Origin of the sequence: Mesorhizobium sp. B1-1-1 (assembly GCF_006442955.1) — a bacterium.
Classification (GTDB): Bacteria; Pseudomonadota; Alphaproteobacteria; order Rhizobiales; family Rhizobiaceae; genus Mesorhizobium.
Window position 1 is genome coordinate 1 of sequence record NZ_VFWW01000021.1, and the last position, 25,564, is coordinate 25,564.

21 protein-coding genes are annotated in these 25,564 nt (G+C 62.2%); 11 read left to right on the forward strand and 10 right to left on the reverse strand.

Annotated features, from left to right (window positions below; all coding sequences use genetic code 11):
• Positions 1–588: 588 nt before the first annotated feature.
• The 5 genes from FJ986_RS29475 to FJ986_RS29495 are packed head-to-tail and all read right to left on the reverse strand — an operon-like array spanning position 589 to position 6,956.
• Positions 589–1,527 carry an ABC transporter permease gene (locus FJ986_RS29475; protein WP_140560694.1) on the reverse strand — a complete coding sequence of 313 codons (939 nt, stop codon included), beginning with the start codon at positions 1,525–1,527 and terminating at the stop codon, positions 589–591.
• Complete coding sequence (locus FJ986_RS29480; RefSeq protein ID WP_224655856.1) at positions 1,520–2,602, reverse strand: ABC transporter permease; 1,083 nt, start codon at positions 2,600–2,602, stop codon at positions 1,520–1,522. The genes FJ986_RS29475 and FJ986_RS29480 overlap by 8 nt, the downstream gene beginning before the upstream one ends.
• Positions 2,599–4,116, reverse strand: a complete 1,518-nt coding sequence (locus FJ986_RS29485; RefSeq protein WP_140676775.1) for an ABC transporter ATP-binding protein — start codon at positions 4,114–4,116, stop codon at positions 2,599–2,601. The genes FJ986_RS29480 and FJ986_RS29485 overlap by 4 nt, the downstream gene beginning before the upstream one ends.
• A gap of 29 nt (positions 4,117–4,145) precedes the next feature.
• Positions 4,146–5,159, reverse strand: a complete 1,014-nt coding sequence (locus FJ986_RS29490; protein ID WP_140676778.1) for a BMP family protein — start codon at positions 5,157–5,159, stop codon at positions 4,146–4,148.
• Positions 5,160–5,174: 15 nt separating this feature from the next.
• The gene (locus FJ986_RS29495) at positions 5,175–6,956 is read right to left on the reverse strand and encodes an adenine deaminase (RefSeq protein WP_140676781.1); all 1,782 of its coding nucleotides are present in this window, start codon (positions 6,954–6,956) and stop codon (positions 5,175–5,177) included.
• Positions 6,957–7,116: 160 nt separating this feature from the next.
• Here FJ986_RS29495 and FJ986_RS29500 point away from each other — a divergent pair, with 160 nt between their 5' ends.
• Entirely contained in the window at positions 7,117–8,091 is a 975-nt protein-coding gene (locus FJ986_RS29500; RefSeq protein ID WP_140518202.1) for a LysR family transcriptional regulator, read from the forward strand.
• Positions 8,088–9,887: an adenine deaminase gene (gene ade, locus FJ986_RS29505; RefSeq protein WP_140676784.1), complete on the forward strand. Its 1,800-nt coding sequence runs from the start codon at positions 8,088–8,090 to the stop codon at positions 9,885–9,887. The genes FJ986_RS29500 and ade overlap by 4 nt, the downstream gene beginning before the upstream one ends.
• An 81-nt stretch (positions 9,888–9,968) precedes the next feature.
• Here the strand turns inward: ade and FJ986_RS29510 are convergent, their stop codons facing one another.
• The 4 genes from FJ986_RS29510 to FJ986_RS29525 all read right to left on the reverse strand — a co-directional run bounded on the left by FJ986_RS29510 (position 9,969) and on the right by FJ986_RS29525 (position 14,906).
• A complete protein-coding gene (locus tag FJ986_RS29510) occupies positions 9,969–10,685 on the reverse strand; it encodes a GntR family transcriptional regulator (protein ID WP_140500714.1) in 717 nt (238 codons plus the stop codon).
• A 155-nt stretch (positions 10,686–10,840) separates the two neighbouring features.
• Positions 10,841–12,316, reverse strand: a complete 1,476-nt coding sequence (locus FJ986_RS29515; protein WP_140676786.1) for an amidohydrolase family protein — start codon at positions 12,314–12,316, stop codon at positions 10,841–10,843.
• The gene (locus tag FJ986_RS29520) at positions 12,306–13,502 is read right to left on the reverse strand and encodes an amidohydrolase (RefSeq protein WP_140676789.1); all 1,197 of its coding nucleotides are present in this window, start codon (positions 13,500–13,502) and stop codon (positions 12,306–12,308) included. Before FJ986_RS29520 ends, FJ986_RS29515 begins: the two co-directional genes overlap by 11 nt.
• A 33-nt stretch (positions 13,503–13,535) precedes the next feature.
• The gene (locus FJ986_RS29525) at positions 13,536–14,906 is read right to left on the reverse strand and encodes an amidohydrolase family protein (protein WP_140676792.1); all 1,371 of its coding nucleotides are present in this window, start codon (positions 14,904–14,906) and stop codon (positions 13,536–13,538) included.
• Between the two features lie 159 nt (positions 14,907–15,065).
• On the opposite strand from FJ986_RS29525, the gene FJ986_RS29530 reads away from it, so the two are divergent.
• From FJ986_RS29530 to FJ986_RS29570, 9 genes are all read left to right on the forward strand, one after another.
• Positions 15,066–16,637, forward strand: a complete 1,572-nt coding sequence (locus tag FJ986_RS29530; RefSeq protein ID WP_140676795.1) for an ABC transporter substrate-binding protein — start codon at positions 15,066–15,068, stop codon at positions 16,635–16,637.
• Positions 16,638–16,797: 160 nt separating this feature from the next.
• Positions 16,798–17,763, forward strand: coding sequence for an ABC transporter permease (locus FJ986_RS29535; RefSeq protein WP_140500709.1), 966 nt, complete (start codon positions 16,798–16,800; stop codon positions 17,761–17,763).
• Positions 17,763–18,662, forward strand: coding sequence for an ABC transporter permease (locus FJ986_RS29540; RefSeq protein ID WP_140672545.1), 900 nt, complete (start codon positions 17,763–17,765; stop codon positions 18,660–18,662). The genes FJ986_RS29535 and FJ986_RS29540 overlap by 1 nt, the downstream gene beginning before the upstream one ends.
• Positions 18,662–20,386, forward strand: coding sequence for an ABC transporter ATP-binding protein (locus FJ986_RS29545; RefSeq protein ID WP_140560701.1), 1,725 nt, complete (start codon positions 18,662–18,664; stop codon positions 20,384–20,386). Before FJ986_RS29540 ends, FJ986_RS29545 begins: the two co-directional genes overlap by 1 nt.
• The gene (locus FJ986_RS29550) at positions 20,386–21,828 is read left to right on the forward strand and encodes an amidohydrolase family protein (RefSeq protein WP_140518195.1); all 1,443 of its coding nucleotides are present in this window, start codon (positions 20,386–20,388) and stop codon (positions 21,826–21,828) included. The genes FJ986_RS29545 and FJ986_RS29550 overlap by 1 nt, the downstream gene beginning before the upstream one ends.
• Positions 21,829–21,873: 45 nt before the next feature.
• A complete protein-coding gene (locus FJ986_RS29555) occupies positions 21,874–22,671 on the forward strand; it encodes an aspartate/glutamate racemase family protein (RefSeq protein ID WP_224655855.1) in 798 nt (265 codons plus the stop codon).
• A 5-nt stretch (positions 22,672–22,676) separates the two neighbouring features.
• Positions 22,677–23,339, forward strand: coding sequence for an ankyrin repeat domain-containing protein (locus FJ986_RS29560; RefSeq protein ID WP_140518194.1), 663 nt, complete (start codon positions 22,677–22,679; stop codon positions 23,337–23,339).
• Positions 23,340–23,356: 17 nt separating this feature from the next.
• Positions 23,357–24,571, forward strand: a complete 1,215-nt coding sequence (locus tag FJ986_RS29565) for a cyanate transporter (RefSeq protein WP_140518193.1) — start codon at positions 23,357–23,359, stop codon at positions 24,569–24,571.
• 9 nt (positions 24,572–24,580) lie between these two features.
• Positions 24,581–25,114 (forward strand): hypothetical protein, encoded by a 534-nt coding sequence (locus FJ986_RS29570; protein WP_140676798.1) that lies wholly within the window; start codon positions 24,581–24,583, stop codon positions 25,112–25,114.
• On the opposite strand, the gene FJ986_RS29575 is transcribed toward FJ986_RS29570, so the two are convergent.
• Positions 25,069–25,530, reverse strand: a complete 462-nt coding sequence (locus FJ986_RS29575) for an Rrf2 family transcriptional regulator (protein WP_140560702.1) — start codon at positions 25,528–25,530, stop codon at positions 25,069–25,071. The genes FJ986_RS29570 and FJ986_RS29575 overlap by 46 nt on opposite strands.
• Positions 25,531–25,564 lie beyond the last annotated feature (34 nt).

Below are 25,564 nucleotides of genomic sequence, written 5' to 3' on the forward strand. Positions count from 1 at the left end.
AACAATCGAGGCAGCCGAATGCAGGAACTACTTCGAAAACGCAGGCTACGCTTCCGTCAAGATATGAAACGCTCTAGGTTCAGCGGATAGCTGCGATTGGGTATGGCGTGATAGGTACAGCCATAATCGTGATGGGGAAGAACGGACAACTTAGATGCGCATCGGTAGACGGGGATATCGCTCTTTTGGTGGCAGAATTGGCTGCCTGGAATGCGTCTCCGCTTGGTGAGCAAGCGAAGATTGATCAACGCGGAGCAGCCAACATCCTGCTGGCGACGCTCCGTAGTTCAGGTCACTTCGGCAGTGGTGGCTGGCGTTCCTGAGCGAGGCTTGTGCAGCCTTCTGGCTAACCACCAGCGGGATAGTCGAGTTCCAACGATCCAGATTTCCAGGGGGGCAAATTGCTTGCCCTGTGACGTCCCGTGACTGACGGTCAGGTCTCCCTGCCTGGGCGGGTTGGCTACAATACCGGCTTCGCCAAAGCGGTCGATCTTGCTGGAAGCTTGCTGCCGCGGTCACGGGTTGGGCCATGCCGCATGGCAGCTACGTACAGGCAGCCTTACAGCAGCAGAATGAAAACCGACCGTCCTATTCCCGCCTGTACGGCACGCCCAGCATAGCCGGTGCGCTGGTCCGCGAGCGACGGATCATCAACGCAACGATCGCCGCAACATAAGGCATCATCAACATATATTGGTAGGGAATGGCGATACCGACGCCCTGGATTTGCAATTGCAGCGCGTCGAGGAAGGAGAACACCAGAGCCGCCACGCAAATCGGGTAGGGGCGCCATAGGCCGGCGATGACGATGATGATGGCCAGCCAGCCGCGCCCGTTGGTCATGTCCGGCACGAAACGCGCCGCCTGGCCGACGGAGAGAAACGCGCCGGCAACGCCCGCCATCAGGCCACCGAAGAGCACGGCGGCATATTGCACCGGCGCGACCTTTACCCCCTTAACATCGAGGGCCTTGGGATTGTCGCCGGCGCAGCGCACGATCAGTCCATAACGCGTCCGGAACAGGAAGAGCCATACCGCCGGCACCATCAGAAAGGCTATGTAGGTCAGCACCCGCTGGTCAAACAGGATGGGGCCCAGCACGGGAATATCGCTCAGCCCCGGCACCGGCACATCGGCGAAGAAGGGGATGGTCGGCGTCTTGCCGTCGCCAGCGAAAGCGGAACGCAACCAGTATGTGGAAAGGCCGGCGCCGAGCAGGTTGACGGCAAGACCGGTGACGATCTGCTCTACTTTCAGCGTGATCACCAGCACGGCAAAGACGAGAGCCATCAGCGCGCCGGTAAATCCGGCAGCGAGGACGCCCAGCCATAACGACCCGCTTTCATAGGCGGCGAGATAGCCGGTGAAGGCTCCCATCAGCATCATGCCCTCAAGACCCATATTGTAGACGCCGCTGCGCTCGGCGATAAGTTCGCCAAGTGCGGCGAGCAGGAGCGGGGTGCTGATGCGGATGGTGGCCGCCGCCACACTGACCAGGATTGAGGTTTGAAAGAGTGCGTCAAGCACGGCCGACCCTCCGCAGGCGGAAATTGCACGCTGCCCAGCCAGCTAGGAAGAACAAAAGCAGGATCGCCTGGATGGCGTATATCAGCGCCGAGGGCACGCCGGTCTTGATCTGCATGAGCGTAGCGCCGTTGAGCAACGCTCCGAACAGCACCGAGGCAACGACGACGCCAAGCGGATGCAATTGGCCGAGGATGGCCACGATGATGCCGCTGTAGCCGTAACCTGCTATTACGCCTGCCTTCAGGCGGTAATGGACGCCGTAGACTTCCGTGATCCCCGCGAGCCCCGCAAGCGCGCCGGAAACCAGAAGCACAACTATGACCAGCCTTCGAGTATTGGTGCCCTGTACATCGAGCGCGCGCATGTTGGACCCGGCAGCCTTGATCTCATAGCCCAGCGGTGTGCGCGTCAACAGCATGTGAACCAAGCCAGCCGCCACAATCGCCAGCAGGAAGCCGGAATGCAGGCGTGAACCGGAAAACAGCAACGGAAGCACCGAGCCCGGATCGACCTTCGGCGTCTGTTCGAAGAAGGCGCCCGCCTCGCTCCATGGGCCGCGCAGCAGCAGCAGCGAAAGGACATAGACGATGATGTAGTTGAGCATGACGGTCGAGATCACCTCATCGACCGAGAAGCGGGTCTTCAGCACGCCCGCAAGGCCGGCATAGAGTGCGCCGCCGACAATGCCACCGGCTATAACCACAGGAATTTGGATGAAAGGCGAAAAGCCGGTGAGATTGTGCTGCGCCCAATAAGCGAACATGGCGCCGGCAAAAACCTGGCCTTCGGCGCCAATGTTCCAGATACGCGCGCGGAAGGCGACACAGGCGGCAAGACCGGTGAAGATCAGGGGCGTTGCCTTGACCAGCGTTTCGCCGGCGGCGCGCAACGAGCCAAAGCTGCCTTTCAGGAGAGCCGTGAAGGCGGCACCCGGGCTGGCGCCCGCGGCGGCGAAAAGCAGACTGCAAACCAAAACCGCCGCGATCGCCGCCAAAGCAAGTGCAACGATGCGCGCGGTCGGCCGCGGTTCCAGCCGGCGCTCGAGGCGCCACTCCACGAGGTTGAAATCGGTCACGCCGCAGCCTCGCTCCCATGGCCGGCCATCAGGCTGCCGATTTCGTCATAGGTGGTTTTTTCCGTATCGCGCACCGCAAGGACGCGGCCGCGAAACATCACACATATACGACTGCTGAGAGCGAAAAGATCCTCCAGTTCCTCGCTCGCAAGCAGGATGGCGCAGCCTTCGTCGCGCTTGTGCAGGAGTTGTCGGTAGACGAATTCGATGGCGCCGACATCGAGTCCGCGCGTCGGCTGGTTGCACAGCAGAAGCCGCTTCGCTTTGGCAAACTCGCGGGCGAGGATGACCTTCTGCGCGTTGCCGCCAGACAATTTGCGAGAGGGTGACGACGGCCCGGTTGCGGCAATCGAATAGGCAGCGATGACCATGCGCGCATTTGCGTCGAGCGCCGCGGTGTCGATAAATGGCCCATTGCGCCAGCGCGTTTGCCATTGTTGGCCGAGTACAAGATTCTCGCCGATATCGAGATCGGCAACGAGCCCGTCGCGGAAGCGGTCGCTGGGCACGTAGCCAATGCCTTTCGCAGCAATCGTCGCCGGTGAGTACGCCTGCAGAGTTTCGCCATCGAGCAAGACCGTGCCGCCGTCGGGCGCGGCGAGGCCTGCGAGGCACTCGAACAGCTCATCTTGGCCATTCCCGGAAACGCCGGCGATGCCGACGATCTCGCCGGCTGCGATGTCGAGCGATGCGTTGTCCAGCACGGGCCTTCCATCGCGCAGGTGCGTGAGCCCACGCACCGAAAGCACCGTCTCGCCGGTCGCTTTCGCATCTGCGGCGCGCGCCGGCGCCGCAACGGAGCGGCCGACCATCATGGTGGTGAGTTGGTCGCGGCTGACGTTCGAGGTTACGACCGTTCCGACCAGTCTGCCCTTGCGCAGCACGCTGACCCGGTCGGATTGCATCACTTCCGACATCTTATGGCTGATCAGCACGACCGACAGATCTTCACTGGTGAGCCGCCGCACGATCGCAAACAGGCGGCACGATTCCTCGGGCGTCAGCACCGCCGTCGGTTCGTCGAGGATAAGCAGTCTGGCGCCAGTGTAGAGCGCCTTGACGATCTCGACCCATTGCTGTTCGCCGACGGAAAGGTCGCCGACGTGCCGGTGTGGGTTGAGCGAGATGCCGTAGGTGGAGCAGATCGTCTCGATCCTGGAGAGAGCCTCAGCCCGGCCCAGCCGCCAGCCGGAGCCCGTTCCTACCGCCACATTCTCCAGCACAGTGAAGTTGGGCACCAAGACGAAATGCTGGTGCACCATACCGATGCCGGCGCGGATGGCTTCGCCCGGCGAGCCTAGCTGGACGGTCTTGCCGTCCACCCGAATTTCGCCGGCGTCTGGCTGGTAGAGCCCGTAGAGGCAGGACGACAGTGTCGACTTGCCTGCGCCATTCTCCCCCAACAAGCAATGCAATTCTCCGGGCATGACGTCGAGCGAGACGTCGTCATTGGCGGCAAGCGCAGCGAAACGCTTCGTCAGGTGCCGAACCGACAGGCGCGGTATCTTGCTCATCTCGGATCGGCCCGGCACCACCTCCGGCGTCAGTCCGATTTCGGCTCGTTCACATTGAGCTCGATTTTCTTCTTGCCGCCCTGGATGGCCTTGGCCGTTTCAGCCGCAAGCGCCTTTACGTCATCGGGCATTTTGGCTTCCCAGGCAGGATTGAGGATGAGGTCGCCCGAACCCTGCTGCCAGCTGAACCACCTTGGTTCCTTCGGCGCGTCGAATTTGGCGTTCATGGTCTTTGCCTTCCACCATTCATCGATGATCCAATTAATGTGCGGATCCCATTTGACGATGGTGGAGGCGACGATCGACTTCGGCGCCACTTTCGACATGTCCACATAATTGCCGAAGCAGCCTATGCCGCGCTCCTCGCAAACCTCGAAGGCGCCCGACATCTGGTAGATCATGTCCGCGCCGGCGGCGATCTGCGCCGAGGTCGCCTCGTTCGATTTAGCCGGATCGAACCAGGACTGGATGAAGGTGATCTTCTGTTTCACCTTTGGGTTCGCTTCCTTGGCGCCGGTGAAGAAGGCATTGATCTGATCGTTGGTATCTTCGGCCGGGAAGGTGGAGATGGCGCCGATGACATTCGACTTCGTGAGTTTGCCGGCCAGTTGCCCCATCACGTAGGCAGGCTGGTGCGCGTGGACGAATATCCAATAGGCATTGCCGCCGAGTCCGCGATTGCCCGAACCGCTCATGACGAACATCGTATCGGGGAATTCGTCCTTCAGCTTCTCGATCGCATCTGCATAGGCGGTGTCGCCGAACAAGATGTCGTAGTCGCCGGTCTCGGCATAGGTGCGGAACACCTGCTCGGCATTGTCGTAAACGTTCTCGGTATAATTGACCTCGATGTCGAGGCCGTGGGGCTTGGCGGCGATGATCCGGTCCATGGAACTCACGAAGGATGATTCCCACGGTGCTTCCTTGCCCGCCGAAAGAATGCCGGCGATCCTGAGCTTGGTCGGCTCTTCGGCTTGTACGCGGCCGCCCCACAGCCACGTCGCGGCCACGAGCGAAACAGCGACAACAAGGTTTTTCAGCATGGTTCCCTCCCTTTTCTAGCGTTCCCAGTCATGAGGCCGGCTTAACGGATCGACCACCGTCAGGTTTATGCAATCGATCAGGCCGAGATCGGTTATCGCGAAATCGGGTATCGCGGTGATCTGCAGCACGAACATGTACATGAAAGGCCATGGCAGCCTACAGCCGAGCGCGCGCGCGGCGGCGTCGAGCTCCTGCTCTTTCTTCGCCATCTCTGGAGGATCAATGTCCGATACGATTCCGCCGATCGGCAGGGGCAGGAATGACACGATCCGACCGCCGTCCGCCACCGCCTGGCCGCCATTGTTCTCGATAATGTGGTTGATTGCCAACGACATGTCGTGGGGATTGGTGCCCACACAAACGATGTTGTTATCATCAGGCGCCGTCGAAGTGGCGAGTGCGCCGGAGCGCAGTCCGAAGCCTGAAGCGAACGCGACCGGCCGATGGGAAGTGCGGCCGTAGCGTTCGACGACGGTGAGATACTGCACGTCCTGTGATGGATCCGCGTCTATATAGCCGTCGCGGACCGGGAGCACGACATCACGTCGCGTGCGTACGAATATTCTCTCGGGCGTAACGGCGATCGCCAGCACGGCCGCCTTGTCGCCCGCTCCGGGCGCGCGCACCAATAGGTCTTTCTGTGAAACCGGCGCTACCTTGAATGTGTTGGTGACAACGGCGCTGCGGGCAGGCGGCGCAAGATCGTCCACGAGCTTGCCGTCGCGGGCGGCCAGCTTGCCCTTCGCGATGACACCTGAGACATGGAAATCCGCGATATCCTTGACCAGCAGGATATCGGCGGCGAGCCCGGGCGAGATCGAGCCGACCTTCTGGCCGATGCGCAGCGCCTCGGCGCCGTTGATGGTCGCCATCTGGATGGCGGTGAGCGGCGGAACTCCCATCGCGACCGCCATGCGGATCATGTTGTCGAGGTGGCCGCGGGCCAGGATATCCGAGGCGACCACGTCATCGGTGCAGAAGCTGACCCGGCTCGTCGCGGCTATTCCCATCTCGGTGACCATCCGCAGGTTCTCTTCGAGAAAATGGGAGATCGAAGATTCGCGAATGACGACATGCATGCCTTTGCGCAGCTTCTCCAGCATCTCGTCCGCCGTGTAGCTCTCGTGGTCGGAGCGCACTCCGGCCTGCAGGTAGCTGTTCAATCGATTGCCGCGACACATCGGCGAGCAGCCGAGGATCGGCAGACGGCTCTTTTCGGCGATCTCGACCGCCTGCAGAACGTGCTCATCCATCGTGTCGACGAACTCGCGCACCGTCTCCCATATGCCGACGCATTCCGGCCAGGAATGGGTGGCGCGGTGATCGTCCGGTCCGAAATAATAGCCGACGTTGGAGCGAGGCAGTGTGTAGGGCGTCTTGCATGGTGCGCCCCAGAAGATCTTGAGAGGGGTTGCCTTGGCCTCGTCGAGGAATTCGCGGGCGCCTTCCAGGCCGGACACCACGAGGATCTGGTCGAGGCCCGACACAATCGAAGTGGTGCCGAGCGGCACCACCGCCTTGGCGAAGCTAGTTACCGACATCTTGGAACATTCAACGTGGAGGTGGCCGTCTATCAGGCCAGGGCAGAGGAAATAACCAGTAGCATCGATCATCTCGGTCTCGGGGCCGCGGTACTCCGAGACGTCTCCGACAGCGACGATGCGATCCTTGTAGACGGCGACGTCGGCCGGATAGATCTCACCCGAAGCGACGTTGACTAGTGTGCCGCCGGTGACGATGAGAGTCGATTTATGCTCGGCGCGACCAGCACGGATGAATTCGCGTATGTCGGACAAATTCATCTCCGCTCGTGTGGCCTCGCTCGGGCTTGGGACCAAGCTTGTCTGCGCCAAAAATCCCACCTTGCGCGCTCTGATCCTGTCGTATTAGGGTCGTCCATGCAAATGGCAGTTTCTGGCTAGTTCTGGACGCACCGTTCAAATTCTTGGACGATCGATGGATTTTGAAGCGATCGATTATTTTATCAAAGTGGCGGAGGCGCAGTCGCTCTCGCACGCCGCGAAACTGTATGGACTGCCCAAGTCCAGCCTCAGTCACAAAGTGCGCGCGTTGGAGGATTCGCTCGGTGTCGCACTGTTTGTGCGCGACGGTCGGGAACTGCATTTGAGCGATGCCGGGGCCGAGTTCCTCGACCATGCGCAACGCATCAAGGAAAGTTGCGAAGGAGCCAAGGCGGCGATCGCCGAGGCGGGCCACGATATCGCCGGCACGCTGACGATCGGCTCGACCGGCGAGTTCGGCACTTCCTTCACCTCGGAACTGCTGTTCGCCTTCCGTCAACAGTATCCGCAGGTGAATGTCGACGTGATCTTCCTTTCGCTCGGCTATTTCCTGGCGCCCGAAAAGCACCAGCCTTTCGACGGCATATTCCATTGGGGCGAGCCGGCGAACTCAGACTACATCGCTCGCAAGCTCGGGGAGGCTTCCTTCTGTCTCTACGCCAGCCCGCGCTACATTGAGCAATTCGGGGAACCGTCGACGCCCGCAGACTTGGCGGGCCATGGGGCCGTCGCCTTCCGCCGCCCGAGCGGCGTGCAATCCTGGCATCTCGAGCGCGGCGCGGAAACGGTCGACTTCATGCCGACCGCGCAGTGCATGGCGAACGACTACTGGATGCTGAAATACTTCGCCGTAGCCGGCGAGGGTATCGTCTATCTGCCAGCCTTCTTCACCGAGATCGAGTGCAAGAACGGCGATCTGGTGCCGGTGCTCCCGCAATGGCGCTCGCCACTGGTTCCAATCAATCTGCTCTACATGCGACGCCGGTATGTGTCGCGTAAGTTCGCCGTTTTCCTTGATTTCTGCCTGGACTATTACCGCCAGCGCGCCGCTTACAGTTCGCCAAGATATTGCGTCGAGGTCGTGCGGCCCTTTGCGGGCGCGCGCGCCGGGGGAGAAAACAACAGATGATCCAGAGCTGGTTCGAATGCGCGCCGCAGTTGGTTGATGTCGCCATGGGACGCACGCCGGCCGACATGGTGGTCCGGAACGTGCGCTGGGTGAATGTCCATTCGGGCGAGATCATCCCCGCGACGGACATTGCCATCGCGGTCGGCCGCTTCGCCTTCGTCGGCCCGAATGCCGACCATGCCGTGGGCCCCGAGACGCAGATTATCGACGGAGAGGGCCGCTACGCGCTGCCGGGGCTGTGCGATGCGCATATGCATGTCGAGAGCGGCATGGTTACCGTTACCGAGTTCGCGCGTGCGGTCATCCCGCATGGCACCACCTCGATGTTCATCGACCCGCACGAGATCGCCAACGTTCTGGGCATGCCGGGCGTCAAGCTGATGCACGACGAGGCTGCCGGACTGCCGATCAATGTGTTCGTGCAAATGCCGAGCTGCGTGCCGAGCGCTCCGGGCCTCGAGAACGCGGGTGCCAGCCTCGGTCCCACCGACGTGCGTGAGGCGATGTCGTGGCCGAACATCGTCGGCCTCGGCGAGATGATGAACTTTCCTGGGGTGGTCGCCGGAAATGGCGACATGCTGGCCGAGATCGCTGCCACTCAGGCGGCAGGCAAGACGGTGGGCGGCCACTATGCCTCGAAGGATCTCGGTCTGCCCTTCCATGCCTATGTCGCCGCCGGTCCGTCCGACGATCACGAAGGCACCAGCCTGGCGGACTGCGTTGCGCGGGTGCGCCAGGGCATGCGCGCCATGTTACGGCTTGGCTCCGCCTGGTACGACGTCGCCGCGCAGATCAAGGCGCTGACCGAGCTCAGCCTGGACTCGCGCAATTTCGTGCTGTGTACCGACGACAGCCATTCCGGTACACTAGTCAATGACGGCCATATGAACCGCGTTGTGCGCCATGCCATCGCCCAGGGATTAAAGCCGATCACCGCGATTCAGATGGCCACCCTGAATACTGCTCAGCATTTCGGCATGGAGCGTGAGCTTGGCTCGATAACGCCCGGGCGGCGCGCCGACCTGGTTTTGACCTCCGATCTCACCGAACTCCCGGTCGAAACCGTCATCGCACGCGGCTGTGTGGTGTCGAACGACGGCAAGCTCGTCGCCGACATCACGCCCTACGACTATCCCGCCTCGACCAAGGATACGGTTCGCTTGGGCAAGAAGCTCTCAGCGGCGGACTTCGACATCGTGGCGCCCGAGGGTGCGAACCAGGTCATGGCGCGGGTCATCGGCGTGCTCGAGAACCAGGCACCGACCCGTGCCCTGGAGGCTTCGCTCGGCGTCTTGAATGGTATCGTTCAGATGGATCGGACCGGTGACGTCTGCCAGATCGCGCTGGTGGAACGGCATCACGGCACGGGAAAGGTCATCAACGCGTTCGTTTCCGGCTTCGGTTACGACAAACCATGCGCCATCGCCAGCACCGTCGCCCATGACAGTCATCACATGATCGTGGTGGGTACCGACAAGGACGACATGGCGCTGGCGGCGAATCGGCTGGGACAGGTCGGCGGCGGCGTCGTGCTGTTCAGCGAAGGACGCGAACTTGCGCTTGTCAAGCTGCCGATCGCCGGACTGATGTCTGACCAGCGCGCCGAAATCGTGGCAGAAGAAGCCAATGGCCTGATCGCGGCGATGCTTGCCTGCGGATGCGCCCTCAATAATGCCTATATGCAGCACTCTCTGCTGGCGCTTGTCGTCATCCCGGAATTGCGCATCTCCGACATCGGACTGATCGATGTGTTGAAGTTCCAGCCGACCGAAGTGCTGGTCGCCACGACCGCATGAGGAGGCGGATTTAACCTGACATCACCTTCGTCCTGATCATTTTCGGGTCACTCCTCGTCTCTTCGGCATTCATCCAATAAATCATAGCCCTTCCTCCCGCGCATAGGCAGCAAGAAGGTCCGGAAAGTCATTTTCGGGTTTCGCTTTCAGCAGTGCACGTGTGGTGATTGCATCAATATGATGGTCCATCAAGGCAGCAGCCTTGTTCCGGTCGGCCGCGGCCAGGGCGGCAATGATCTCGTGATGCTCGGATACGGCACAGTCGGACGAATGCGGCCGTCCGTAGAGCGACAGGATGAGCGATGAACGCGAAACGAGTTCCGTGACATAGCGCAGCAACAGTTCGTTTCCGGTGAGCGAGGCAAGCAGCACATGAAATTCGCCGGCCAGCTGAATCGACGACGCGGCATTGTTGGCTTTGGCCATCTCTTCCGCGTCGACATGAGCTTCGAGCTGTTTGATCTTTTGCGGCGTCAGCTTGCCGATCAGCGTGTCGACCACCAGCGCTTCAAGCGCCCGCCGCACCTCGAATATATTGTGGCCTTCCTCCAGGCTCGGCTGCGCGACGCAGGCGCCCTTGTGCGGGCGCAATTCGACCAGGCCTTCGCCGTTCAGCCTTGCCAGCGCCTGCCTGACAATGGTGCGGCTGACGCCCAGCCGCTCGCCGATCGAATCCTCAGGCAGCTTTGTTCCCGCGGTCAGCGCCTGGTCGAGTATGACGCGCTTCAACGTGCGATAGACCGCGTCGGACTTGGATACGGCGGATTTCGGATTTTTATTGCGAATGTTGATTGTCATGACCGATCCTGAAATTCATATCCAAGCACACAAGAAGAAAAGCATCCGCAAAGCCGGAGTTTAGAGATGCAAACGGCCCGGCGTCGAGGGCCAATGCCGTCGGCTCGCGTGCCATCAAGGTTTATTCCAATCGTTGTGTGTCGTTTCTGGAGCCCTCATGCCATGAACATCCGATAGCTGGGAGGGAAAATCTCGGCGACCGTCGGATGTCGCCAGGTGCGTTGCGGATAACGCTGGACAAGCCGTTCGAACTGGGCCTGTGCGCGCTGGTGGGCTGCATCGAGATCGAAACCCGGAATGGTTCGGGCGCTCATCACGGTGCGCCCGTCAATGATGACCGTGGGCACATCGCGTCCGCTTGCGGACGTCGTCAGGCAGGCGATCGGATCGAGGACCTGTCCCAGATGGTTGCCGGACAGGTCGAACACGACGATGTCGGCGGCTGCTCCCGCCTGCAAACGTCCCAGGTCCGACCGGCCGAGCGCGTCGGCGCCGCCAATCGTTGCCGCGTCATAGAGATCGGCTGATTTCGGCGTCTCCAGATTGCCCGCCATGACGCGGCCGAGCATCAGGCCGACCTGCATGTTCTGCACCATGTCGGGTGGCCAGGTGTCCGTGCCCATGCCGATGCGCAGACCCTGGCCGCGAAGGCGGGCGAAATTGTCGAGCGCCGCGCCATGCCGCGCCATCACCAGCGGGCAATGCACCAATGTGGCACCCGAACCGGCGATGATTTCGAGATCATCGCCGTCGGCGTGGGTGCCATGCGGCAACAACGCTCTTTCGCTGAGAAAGCCGATGTCCTGGAGCCAGCGGGCGGATGTCGTGCCGAACCGGCGACGCACTGTCTCGATCTCGAATGAAGACTGGCAGCAATGCAGACGGACCGGCACGCCGAGGTCTCGCGCGGCATTGGCGGTCCTGCGCAACAGGTCGGCGGTCCAGAACTCGACACGGTCCGGTGCAAGCATGGTTCGCACCAATCCGCCGAAGCCCCCTTCGTGCTCCAGGCAAAAGGCAACGGCCCCGTCCAGACCCTCCGCGCCGCGCTCTTCGTCCACCTCGACGACGATGCCGCCATCCGCTTCGATGACGGAATGGCCGGCGCGAAAGGCAGGCCCGAGATAGACGCGAAGGCCCAACTCTGCGGCGCTTTCGGCGGCGGATGCGAATTCGTCCGATGTCTCGTTCCATGCACGATAAAACAGCGATGCGATCGGCAATGCAGTAGTGATGCCGTTGCGGATGAGTTGCGCGAAGGCATAGTGTTTTTGAAACGTCAGCTCCTCGCGCGCCAGCATTTCTACCGGCCCGGCTTCCACATAGTCGCGCGGCCAGACGCGGCCCTTCTTCCAGCCGGGTTGATGATCGAGGCCGAGCACGCCCGTATCCAGGTCCGAAAGCGCATCCAGATCGATGAAACCCGGGCCGATCAGCGCCCTGCCATGATCGATCCGCCGCTTTACAGGCCCGCCGTAGCGATGGCCGACGAAGACGATCCTGCCGTTCTCATGGACGACCTCGCCATTCTCCAGAAGGACATGGCGCCCGTCCCGGTGGCCGACAACCCATCGCGCGGTGAGCAGGACAGGTCCGTCGTCACGCTGGTTCGTCCGACGACTATGCGACATCGGGCAGATCTCGGGCCAGCGCACCGTCACGCACGAGCACGCGGCCGCCGCGGATGACCGTGCGCTTCCGTGGGGTCAGGGCCACGGCTTCCGCCAGGGTCCGCGCGCAAACCAGCACGACATCGCCGTGGCAACCGGGCGAAAGCCCATAATCCGTCAGGCCGATACCTTGCGCGCCGCCAAAGGTGCAAACGCGCGCCGTCTCTTCCAGATCGGCATCGTTGGTCATGCCGTTGCGCTGCGCAAGATATTTGGCCCGCTCCAGCATGTCGCCATTGCCCCATGGCTCCCAGGTGCCCTGGATGCCGTCGGAACCGGATGCCACGACGAGGCCGGACTGGCGCATCATGCGCAGCGGAACCGCCGGCGCGGATGGGCTGCCGACCGTCATGACGGCGATGTCTTCAGCCGCCAGCGCGTCGATCAACGTGTGCTGCCTATGCGTGTCCAGCATGCCGAGACAATAGGCATGGCTCACCATGACGCGGCCCTGAAGGGAGAGCGCCTTGGTCCGTTCGACGATCAGCTCAAGGCAGAAGGCGCCCAATTCTCCCGGTTCGTGCAGATGAATGTCGACCGGCTTGCCGTATCGATCCGCGAGCGCGAAGATTGCATCCAGGTGGCGAACCGGATCCCGCTCGATCGTTGCCGGGTCGATGCCGCCGACAATATCGGCCCCCGCCTTCAATGCGTCCTCCATCAGCGCCTGCGTGCCTTCGCGTCCCAGCATGCCGCTTTGCGGGAAGGCGACGACCTGCACGTCGACCAATCCCTTGAAGGCTTCGCGCGTTGCAACGACACCCTCGATGTTGGTAATGCCGATTTCCGTATCCACATCGACATGGCTGCGGATATGCGTCACGCCGAAAGCCAGCGTCTGCACGATCTGACGCGCCGATTGCCTGCGCGCATCGATGCCGAGTTCCCGCTTGGCCTTCCTGTCGGCCAGGATCCTGTCGTTGCGCGTGGGTCCCACACGGTTCTGAAACCAGTCCATGCCGACAAGCGTCTTATCGAGATGCGTGTGCGCCTCGACCAGGCCGGGCAGGGCAACCTGTCCAAGCCCGTCGATTTCGTGCGCCGCTTTCCCGCTGGTTGCTTGCGCGAACCGACCGTCGCGAATGTAGAGGTCCGTGACAGCGCCGCCCAAGGGCCTGACATCGCGAATGAGAAGGTCTTCGGTCATCTGGGTCTCCCTGTTTGCGCCCCGGAACTCGGCCTATGCCAGCCCGGCGCGTTTCATCATCAGATGGAAGGCTCCTTCGGCGCGATCCAGAATGGCGTCTTCATCGTGATCGACGAGGCGGCGTCCACGCATGAGGACACGCCCGTCGACGATCGTCGTGTCAACATCCGCGCCGTTGGCGAAGCGTGCCAGCCGCTGCGCGGGGTGCGCCGGCGGCCACAGATGCGGCTGGCGCATGTTGACCAGGATGATGTCGGCGCGCTTGCCCGGTTCCAGCGAGCCGATTTCGTTCTCCATCGACAGGGCACGCGCGCCCTCGATGGTCGCCATCTCCAGCAATTGCATCGGCGGCAGGACCGCATCGTTCCTGAAGTGCCGGGCATGATAGCGGTGCGCCTGGAACATGTTGCGGAACATGTCGAAAGAGCGATCGGGCGCCGCCGCGTCGGTGCCGAGCGACACGGTGACACCCCTTTCCATCAGTTCCGTCGCCGGACAACGGCCCGAGACCGACATCAGAGCACTTGGATTATGCGCCACCTTGGCGTGGCTGCGTTTCAGCGCGGCGATGTCTGCCTCGGTCAGTTCGATGCAGTGCGCCAGCAGCGAATGCTCGTCGAACAGATCGAGCCGTTCCGCATTGGCGGCGATGGAACCGTCGCGATGGCCATCCTGGATGAACAGCACGTTTTTTGCGCGAGCAAGGTCGCGAGCATTGCGGGACAGATTGTATACCGTTTGTTCGTCAAGTTCGCGCCGAGTGAACACCGGGAGAGAGACCGCAATCCGCACCCGGCCATCGCGACCAGCCCAATCATCGATGATTTCCGCGCACACTGCCAACTGGGTTTCCGGCGAAATGGTGATTTCGACATACGGAACGTATGCGTGGTCCCGATAGACATGGGACGAGGTCGGCCGGTTCGGCCCGACGGCGAGTATCTCGCGCACTCCCATTTCGGCGATGGCGGCAAGATGTGCCCGTGCTGCCCCCGGCGCCTCGGTGCGCATGATGTCCGGCCCGCCGCCAAACAGCAGGGCAGCGGTGGTCGTTCCGCATTTTATGCGCTCAAGGGCCGACAATGTGGCCTCGGCTGCCCAGAATTCCGTATCCGACGCCTCTGCATAGATACGCCCCGCGATAGTCATCCAGGCTTCGGAATCGTCTCCCAGGCCTTTGGTCAGCATGTGACCCGCATGCGCGTGCGTGTCGACGAGACCCGGCATGACAACCATTCCCGAAGCATCGATGCGCGCCACCTTCTGATCTGTGGCGGGGGCCGCGCCGTCGCCGGCGGTGACGATCCGGCCATCCTCCACCAGGACATGACCCCTCGAGAAAATCCGGCGCCACGCATCCATGGTGACGATGACACCGTTTTCTATCAGCAAGGCCTGGGTCATTCGGAATCCCTTTTCGGAACGGTCACTTGAGCGGTTTTGCACATGAGAAACGAAATCGAACATGCCTGCCTTGATATTGTGCACAATGTGTGTACGATATCAATGGGGATAAATGGTATCCAATAGATCGGAAACTTCGTATACAAGTGGGAGAAGAAAATGAGAAAATGCGTTAGGGTCCTGCTCGCCGGACTTGCGATGGTGATGTCGGTGACAGCGCCTTCGCTTGCACAGACACTGCGCTGGTCATCGGCCGGCGACGTCATTTCGTACGATCCGAATGCCCAGGTCGACAGTTTTACCCAGAGCGTCCAGAACATGGTGTTCGACGGGCTGGTGCGCCGCAACAAGGAAATGGCTATCGAGCCTGCGCTTGCGACCTCCTGGGAGATCGTCTCGCCGACGCGCTGGCGCTTCAAGCTGCGGCAGGGCGTCAAGTTCCACGAAGGTCAACCCTTCAATGCCGACGATGTCGTCGCCACCATCCAACGTCAGATCGATCCCGGCGCGCGCAACCGAGAAAACCTCTCCGCCGTAACCGGCGTCGAGAAGGTCGACGACTACACGGTCGACCTGATCCTGCGCGGACCCTATCCGCTGCTCCTGAACGATCTCGTCGCCATCTACATGATGAGCAAGCCATGGATGGAGGAGCACAATGCCCTCAAGCCCGGCAATGCCTCAACGGGGGTCGTCACCTACGCCAGCAATCATGCCAATGGCACCGGCGCGTTCAAGCTGGTCAGCTACGAGCCGGACTCGCGCTCGGTCTTCGCCGTCAACAAGGAATGGTGGGACAAGCCGCAGCACAATCTGACGGGTGTGGAATTCCGCCCGATCGCTTCGAACGCCACGCGCGTCGCGGCGCTGCTTTCGGGCGAACTCGACATGATCGCGCCGGTCCCGTTGCAGGACATCGACCGGGTCGCCAACACCGCCGGCCTGAAGGTTGTCGAGAACCCGTCGCTGCGCGAGATCTTTCTCGGCTTCAGCTTCCGGCCGGAGCTTCATGCAGCGCCCGGCAAGCCCAATCCGCTGCTGAACGTGAAAGTGCGCCAGGCGCTTTGGCACGCGGTCGACCTGAACACGATCCAGAAGCGTTTGATGCGCGGAAAGTCGCGCACCTCCGGCATGCTGGTCGCGCCACAGGTCACCGGCTACGATCAGTCGATCGACGTACCGCTGGACTATGATGTCGCGAAGGCGAAATCCATGCTGGCGGAAGCCGGCTATCCCGACGGCTTCAAGGTTGGACTGGCCTGTTCCAACGACCGCTACATCGCCGACGAACAGATCTGCCTGGCAATCGCGTCGATGTGGGCCAAGATCGGCGTCGAGGCCGACGTGCACGTCGAAAGCAAGACGACCTATTTCCCTCGAATGGATAAGGGCGATCTCGATATCTATATGCTCGGATGGGCCTCGCTACCGCCGATGGATGGCTACAGCGTGCTGCAAGCCTTGCTGGCGACCAATGACGGCAATTATGGCGGCAGCAACCCCAACGGGCTTTCCAACGCCAAGATCGACGAATTGGCCCGTTCGGCATCGACCGAACTCGACGAGGCCAAGCGGGTGGATATGCTGAAGGCGGCCTTCAAGATCACGCATGATGAGGCCCTCTATCTGCCGCTGCACCAGCAGCCGGTCGCCTGGGCGATGAGCGACAAGGTCGACATGCCGCAATTCCCCGACGAGTATGTGCGTCCCTGGTTCGCGCATATGAACTAGGAAAATGCGCCGGTAAGGCGTGCCCGCGCTTGCGAGGGAGCTTTCGCGGACACGCCTGACTCGGTTGGAGCGCCTGCTATCCGTGGTGGATCGCGAGCTGCTCCAGCGGTGGCGCAAGCCCCGCCTGTCTCGATCCGCGCTTCTTGAAAGGTTTTTCCTGATGATCCGGATTCTATCGGTGCGGCTGTTGCAGGCCATCCTCGTGATGGTTGCCGTAACCGCCATCGCCTTCATCATGTTCCGTTTCGTCGGCGATCCGGTCGCCACGATGGTGCGCGAAGGCGCGAGCCAGGCTGAGAAGGATGCCTTGCGCGTCGCTCTCGGACTCGACAGGCCACTTTTCGTACAGTTCCTCGAATTCGTCGGGCGCGCGCTTCATGGCGACCTCGGCACCAGCTTTCGCTACCAGGAGCCTGTCGTCAGCCTGCTGTTGACCAGGCTTCCCGCAACGCTGGAACTGGTCGTGGTCGCGACCCTCCTGTCGCTGTTCATCGGCATCCCGACGGGGGTTCTCTGCGCCCTGAAGCCGAACGGCTTTCTGTCGCGGCTGATCCAGTCGCTGACCCTCGTCGGGATATCCATGCCGACATTCGTCACCGGCCTGCTGCTCATCCTGATCTTCGCCGTCAGTCTGCGCTGGCTGCCGTCCTCGGGGCGTGGCGAGCTTGTCGATCTCGGCTTCTGGAAGACAGGCTTCCTGACGGCCTCCGGCCTCAAATCGCTGATCCTGCCTTCGATCACACTGGCGCTGTTCCAGTTGACGCTGATCATGCGCCTCGTGCGCTCCGAGATGATCGACGTGCTCTCTTCGGACTATGTCCGCTTCGCCTTCGCGCGCGGTCTGCCCCGCCGCTACATCTACGGCCGTCTGGCGCTGCGCAATGCCTTGATGCCGGTCGTGACCGTCACCGGGCTGCAGATCGGACAACTCATCGCCTTCGCCATTGTCACCGAAACCGTCTTTCAGTGGCCGGGCATGGGGCTGCTTTTCACCAACGCCGTCGGCTATCCGGACATCCCCGTCCTCGCGGCCTATCTGCTGTTCGTCGGCTTCCTGTTCGTCGTGATCAACATGGTCGTCGACATGCTCTACGCATTGATCGATCCGCGGCTGAGGACAAAATGATGGCAACGCAGGTATCTCTGTCGCGCAGGCTTCCTCCCATCTCGGTCATGATCGCTGGCTTGATCCTGGTGACCATGCTGGTGCTGGTGATCTTCGCTCCGTTGATCGCACCCATCGATCCGCGCGATGTCTCCTCATATTCGCTGATCGACATGGAAATCCCGCCCGTGTTCATGGACGGTGGCGATCCGCGCTTCCTGCTGGGCACCGACAATCAGGGACGCGATCTGGTCTCAGTCATCCTCTTCGGCCTGCGCATATCGATGCTGATCGGCGCCGGGGCGGTATTGTTGGCCGCTGCCATAGGCGTCACGCTGGGATCGATAGCCGGCTATTTCGGCGGTATCATCGACAGCATCGTGATGCGGATCGCCGATGTTCTGGTGAGCTTTCCGACGATCCTCGTCGCGCTTCTGATCAGCGGCATAGCCCGCGCGCAATTGAGCGCCGATACGGTCTCGAACTGGGCACCGGTCATCCTGATCTTCGCGATCGCCGTCAACGAATGGGTGCAATATGCCCGCACCGTGCGGGCCTCCAGCATGGTGGAAATTTCCCGCGACTATGTACGAGCCGCCAAGGTCATCGGTCTTCCCTCCCGCCGCATCATGATGCGGCACATCCTGCCCAACGTGATGAGCTCCGTCATGGTGATCGCCACCATCAATCTGGCGGGCGCGATCTTGACGGAGGCGACCCTCTCGTTCCTCGGCGCCGGCATGCCGGCCACTTATCCCTCGCTCGGCACGCTGATCCGCATCGGCAACGAGTTCCTGTTCTCTGGCCTGTGGTGGATCGCCGTTATGCCCGCCGTCGTGCTGGTCGTCCTGGTTCTGGCAGTCAACATAATCGGCGATTACCTGCGCGATCGCTTCAACCCCAAACTGATGGCGAACTGATGAAAAACACAACGCCACACGCACTCGATATCAGGAATCTGCGGGTCGAATATCCGCTTGCCAACGGCAGCATTCTCGCTGCCGTCGACGACATCGACCTGACGATCCGGCCCGGCGAGATACATGCGCTGGTGGGAGAATCCGGTGCGGGAAAAACCACCGTCGGCAATGCGCTGATGGGTTTGTTGCAGGCTCCCGGCAGGATTGCTTCCGGCACCATCACCATAGCGGGCAAGCCGATCGACATCCGAACCGGTCGCACCAAGGGGATCATTCCAGGCCGTGACGTCGGCGCGATCTTTCAGGATCCGATGACAAGCCTGAACCCGCTTTTCACCGTGGAAAGCCAGTTGTGCGAAGGCATGCTGGCGCATCTGAAGATCGGGCGCCGCGAAGCCAGGGCCCGCGCGCTCGAATTGATGAGAGCCGTCGGCATTCCCGAGCCGGAACGCCGGCTGGGCAACTATCCGCATCAATTGTCGGGCGGCCAACGCCAGCGTGTCGTCATCGCCACCGCACTTGCCTGCGACCCAAGGCTGATCGTCGCCGACGAGCCGACGACGGCGCTCGACGTGTCGGTGCAAGCGCAAATCCTCAAGTTGATCCGCGAACTTGCCGATGATCGCCGCGTCGGCGTCCTGCTGGTTACCCACAATATGGGCGTGGTTGCGGAAATTGCCGACCGGGTCACGATCATGCAGAACGGTTGCGTGGTCGAGAGTGGATTGACACACGATGTGCTGACGGCGCCCAAGGCACCTTACGCGCGCACGCTGATCGCCGCTGTTCCGCCGATCGACATTCGCCTTGACCGTCTGCCGGTCCCAAGCGAGGAAACGAAGACAACACTGGAGGCGCGCGAAGCCGTGCGCTCCAAGAACACCGGCACCGCTGCGGGGCGCAACGGCGAAACCGCGCTGACGGTACGCAATCTTTGCGTGGAATACGGCCAGCGCTCGTTCATCCCGGGCCGCAAGGCATCGGTCTTCAAGGCCGTGAAGGACGTCTCCTTCGAGGTGCGCCGCGGCGAAATCTTCGGGCTTGTCGGCGAGTCCGGTTGCGGCAAGACCACGGTCGCCAACACCATTGCCGGTCTCGTGACGCAGAGTTCGGGAACCATAGAGTTTCAGGGCACGGCATTGGCCGCCCGTCGCGACAAGACCGTGCGCCAGTCACTCCAGATGGTGTTCCAGGACCCGTATTCGGCCCTCAATCCAAGGCTGCGGATCAATTCGGCGATCGCGGAGCCAATCCTGTTCTACAAGCTTGCCTCCAGCGCAGCGGAAGCGCGGCTTGACGCCGAGACATTGCTCGAGGCGGTGGGCCTGCCGGCGCAGGCCGGCTCTCGGTTCGCCCATGCCTTTTCAGGCGGCCAGCGCCAGCGCATCGCGATTGCGAGGGCGCTCGGCCCCCGGCCATCGCTGCTGATCTGCGACGAGCCGACCTCGGCGCTCGACGTGTCGGTGCAGGCGCAAATTCTCAACCTGTTGAAGGACCTACGAGATCTTGCCGGGCTGTCGATGCTGTTCATCAGCCACGACCTCGCGGTGATACGGCAGATGTGCGACCGGGTCGCCGTGATGAAAGGCGGCGAGATCGTCGAACTCGCGGATACCGAAACATTGTTCTCCGCGCCCACTCACGAATACACGCGCGAACTCCTGCGCCTCGCGCCTTCGCTCGACCGCATCCTTTGCAGCGAAAAAAGAGAAGCGAGCCTGTGATGGCAGACATTCTGATCAGAAACGGCACCGTCATCGCTGTCGATCCCGATCGGCGGATCATTCCCGATGGCGCCGTAGCCATCGAGGGAGACCGCATCGTGGCCGTCGGCGCTTCGCAAGACGTGGCGCGGGACCATCCGGCGCGCGAGACGATCGACGCCCGCGGCATGGCCGTCATGCCAGGCTTCGTCGACAGCCACGCCCATGCCGGGCACGGGCTGATCAAGACGATGGGCGGCGGCCGCAGCGACCTCTGGTACAGGGCATGCCAAGGTGCCTATACGGTGGGTTCGACGCCGGAATTCTGGCATGCGGAGGCGCAGCTTGCCGCGCTGGAACGCCTGCGTTTCGGCGTGACGACCGGCGTGTCCTTGCTTGGCGGCGGCGATTCGGTCATGCGCACCGACGATCCGGCCTATGGCAACGCCCATATGGAAGGCGTGCTTGGCATCGGCACGCGCTCAGTGGTCGCCGTCGGCACCACGCGCCCGCCGCACCCCCTGACTTATGCACGTTGGAAGGGCGCCAGCCGTACCGATTATCCGGTGTCGTTCGACCAGCAGCTTGCCACCTCGCAAAAGCTGGCCGACCGCTGGCACGGCACCCACGAGGATCGTCTGCATCTCGCCCTGCTGACGCCGACCATGCATCAGGAACATCTCGATGGTCCCGGGGCAGGGGACGCCATCGCGCAATCGCGCAAGGTCAGGCAGATCGCCGAACAGCGCGGCCTGATCTTCACCCAGGATGGTCATACCAAGGGCAGCGTGAAGATCGCCGGGGAGATCGGCATTCTGGGGCCGCGCACACTGCTGTCGCATGCGACCGCCCTGACTGACGAAGAAATAGCGATCTGCGCCGAAACCGGCACGAGCATCGTGCACAATCCGAGCGCCGTGGCCGCCATTCTCGCGCGCTGCCCGGTCACGGAACTTCTCGACGCTGGCGTCGTGGTGGCCATCGGCTCCGATGCGACCGCGCCGGACCGCTCCGCGGACATGTTCCGTCACATGCAGCAATGCATGCACTATCATCGCACTCATTTCCACGATCCGAGCTGGCTTCCGCCGGGCAAGGCCCTGGAGATGTGCACCATCGACGGCGCGCGTGTCCTGGGCCTCGACCATCAGGTCGGATCGCTGGAGCCCGGCAAGAAGGCCGACGTCATTCTTGTCGACCTGCGGCGCCCGCATCTCTACCCGGCCAACATGCCGGAATTCCGTGTCACCTATTTTGCCAACGGCAACGACGTCCACACCGTGCTGGTCGGCGGACGCGTGCTGTTGCGAGACCGCAAGCCGGTTCATATCGATCAGGATGCCGTGCTCGATGCCGCGCAGCGGGAGACGGAACTGATGATCGAGCGGCTGGGCCTGCGCGATCTGCTCAGGACCCCGGACCGGTTCTGGCGGCACAGCCGCGACACGGATCTGATCGAATAGGCTTCAATATCGAGACAGTCCCATCAGCGATGCGGAACGGCAGCGATGCACGTTCCATCGGACGGCGGCTATAGGAATTTTCGCATGGTACGCATCGGCATCATCAATCCCAATTCGACCGTGTCGATGACGGGATCCATCGCCGTCGCGGCGCGGCTAACCGCGCAGGCCGGCACCGAAATCATCGCAATGCAGAACGACAGCGGCCCGGCTTCCATCGAAGGCCCGATCGATGGCGCGAAGGCGGTCCCGGGTCTTCTCGACCGGATCGAACGGGCCGAGCGCAGTGACGCCGTGGAGGTCTATATCATCGCCTGCTTCGACGACACCGGGCTCGACGCCGCGCGGATGCTGACGCGCAAGCCCGTTATCGGCATAGGCGAGGCCGCCGCCCGCGTCGCCAGCATCGTGGCGAGGCGCTTCACGGTGATTACCACCTTGCCGGTTTCCGTTCCTATTCTCGAGGACAATCTGGTTCGCTACGGCCTTTCGCCATTCGCCACCGTGCGGGCGAGCGGCATTCCCGTCCTGGCGCTGGAAGCGAATGGCGAGGCAGCCTTGTCGATCATCAGCGAAGAAATCCAGGAGGCGCTGCGGGTCGATCGCGCCGACGCCATCGTGCTTGGCTGCGCCGGTATGTCGGATATGGCGCGGCGACTGGCCAGCCTTCACGGTGTCCCGGTCGTCGAAGGGGTGTCGGCGGCTGTCAGGCTCGCGGAATTGCTCGTCGGCCTGGAACTTCATCCCAGGCAGGATGCTTTCGCCACCTCTCGGCGGAGCATGACGGCTTCGCTCGCCGCAGCAACCCGCTCGGCTTCCACGCACAGCGTGTCGGGGGGCTGATGCCGATGGTCAAGCGCAGACTTTTGCTGGGCGTCATCGTCGCCTGCATTCCATTGATAGCGTTGGGGCAGAACATGAATGAGACAAGGCTTCACTCGGCTGCGGCAAATGACGATGTCTCCATGATCAAGATGCTTGTTTCCGAGGGGGCCCGGATCGACGCGCGCGACGAGAACGGCCGCACGGCTCTTCTCGTCGCGACCCACGGCAACAAGGTCAGCGCTGCCAGGACTCTCATCGAGGCTGGCGCGGACGTCAACGCCAAGGACGATATCCAGGATAGTCCATATCTCTACGCCGGCGCACGCGGGCATCTCGAAATCCTGAAGATGACGCTTGCGCACGGCGCCGACCTCAAGAGCACCAATCGCTATGGCGGCACCGCGCTCATTCCGGCCGCCGAACGCGGACATGTCGAGACCGTCGGCGCGCTGATCGATGCCGGTGTCGATGTCGATCACGTCAACAAGCTCGGCTGGACCGCGTTGCTGGAGGCCATCATCCTCGGCGATGGCGGGCAGCGTCATGTCGAGATCGTGAGGCGGCTGATCGAGGCCGGCGCCAACGTCAATCTCGCCGACAAGGACGGGGCGACACCGCTGCGGCACGCGCGCAGGAACGGCTATGCGCAGATGATAACCCTGCTGGTGCAAGCGGGCGCCAGATGAACAGCGCGAAAATGTCGATGACCGCGCAACCTGTAACCGACAGGCAATGGACCCTGCTTGCCCTCGTCGTGCTAATCGGGATCAACCTGCGTCCCTTCCTGACGGCCCCGGGACCGATATTGGCTGATATCGTGGCCGACACCGGGATGGGCTATGGCAGCCTGGCCATGCTGACGCTGTTGCCGATGCTGCTGATGGGCCTCGGTGCGTTCGTTGCACCGGGCATCCAGGCGGCCGTCGGAACGCGCCGGGGCCTGCTCGCGGCGCTAATGGTGCTGACAGCGGGCTCGCTGCTCAGGCTTGTCGTGCCCGGCGGCCTGTCGTTGATCCTGACGGCGGCACTTTGCGGGGCGGGGGTGGCCTTCATCCAGGCCGCGTTTCCGGGGATCATCAAGGCAAAGTTCCCGACCAGCACACCCGCCGTGACCGGCCTCTATTCCTGCATGATCATGGGCGGTGGGGCGCTCGGCGCACGTCTGGCGCCCCTGCTCGTCAACAACGGATACGACTGGCGGGCAGCCCTTGCCTGGCTCGCGGCTCCCGCCGCCATTGCGCTGTGCGCGGCATTCCGCGTCCTGTCCGACGCCAAGGCTTCAAGACCCGATCGCGCCTTGACCGGTTTTCTGCTTCGCCGCCCACGGACCTGGGTTCTGATGGCGGCCTTCGGCCTGGTCAACTCCGGCTATTCCTCTATGGTCGCCTGGCTTGCGCCCTACTACCAGGCGCAAGGATGGAGCAGTGCCGCCAGCGGCAACCTTGTGGCCGTGATGGCCATTTGCCAGGCGGCTTCGGCCCTGGTGCTGCCTGTCCTGGCGCGTCGAGGCATCGACCGCCGTCCCTGGCTCTGGCTGACGCTGCTGCTGCAGGCGGCGGGCTTTGCCGGACTTGCGGTTTTTCCCGCACTGTCGCCCGTTCTGTGGGTGGGGATATGCGGGGCCGGTCTTGGCGGAAGCTTCTCGCTTGCAATCGTCACGGCGCTCGATCATCTGCCGCGGCCGGAGCAGGCGGGCGCGCTGGCTGCGCTGATGCAGGGCGGCGGTTTTCTGATCGCCGCGCTTGGTCCATTCGCCACCGCGCTCCTGCATGGCTGGAGCGGGAGCTTCAGCAGCGGATGGATCATGCATCTCGGCTGCGTGACCGTCACAGCGTTTCTCTATCTGCACTTCAACCCAAAACGGTACGCCGACGTCATGAGGGGTTCGGAACAAGAGCAGTGCGAAATGGTAGTTTAACGAAGCGGAATGCAAGTTCTGAACTCAATGACGACGTCTCCGCGGGGTGAGCAGCAGGCGCTTGCGCCGCATCTCGGCCGTGGAGATCGGCTCTGCCGGATCATCGGGGCCGGGCTGGCGCAGACGACGATATACCTCCTGCAGCTCATCGTCGCCGGCTATGCGCTGTCCAAGCGCCCGCCGGTCGCGCGCTCTGTACTTCCCCTCCTCGGCCGACAGTTCTCCATCCGCCAAATCGCAATTGGGGTTGCAGGCGCCCAGACAACAGCCGGGCCGATAAAGTCACACGCCATCGTTGCGAAACTACACAAACATCATCACGATGATCGCTCCGATAACTATCAGGACAAGCCCACCGATAAGCATCGGCAGCAGAGTGTTGTCCGGGTCGATATCAGAATCAATGTCCTTTGTGACCTGTTGATCATTCTTCTTTGGTTCAGCCATGGCCCATCTCACATCCGAGCAAAAACAGCGCGCGTCGAAGCCGCGCAACACTATACGGTCTTGCGTGTCGCCCTGGTGCGAACGGGTGGTATCTGACCGCCGAGGAAGTCTTCGGGCATCAGTGTGATGTCGGCGAGCGTGTAGCGGTCAAGGACGTTCAGGAAGGAGGCTGTCGCTTCGTCAAACATGCCTGAAAGCTTGCAGGAGGCGGTTAGCACACATCGGTTTCCGGTCGCGAAACATTCGACCAGCGCGAAATCCGGCTCGGTTAACCGCACGACATCGCCAATCCGGATCATCTCAGGCCGGCGCCCGAGAATGAGACCACCGGAACGGCCGCGGATTGCCTTCATATAGCCGCCACGGGTCAGGGTGTTGGCGACCTTGTTCAGATGCGTCTTCGACACGTTGAAGGTGCGGGCAACCTCCTCGATCGTTATAAGCCGGCTACCGGCGGCGGCAGTGTACATCAGCATCCGCAATGCATAATCCGAAAAGCTGGTCAGCCGCATGAATCACGGCTCCCTGTCGATCGCTGTGCATTGT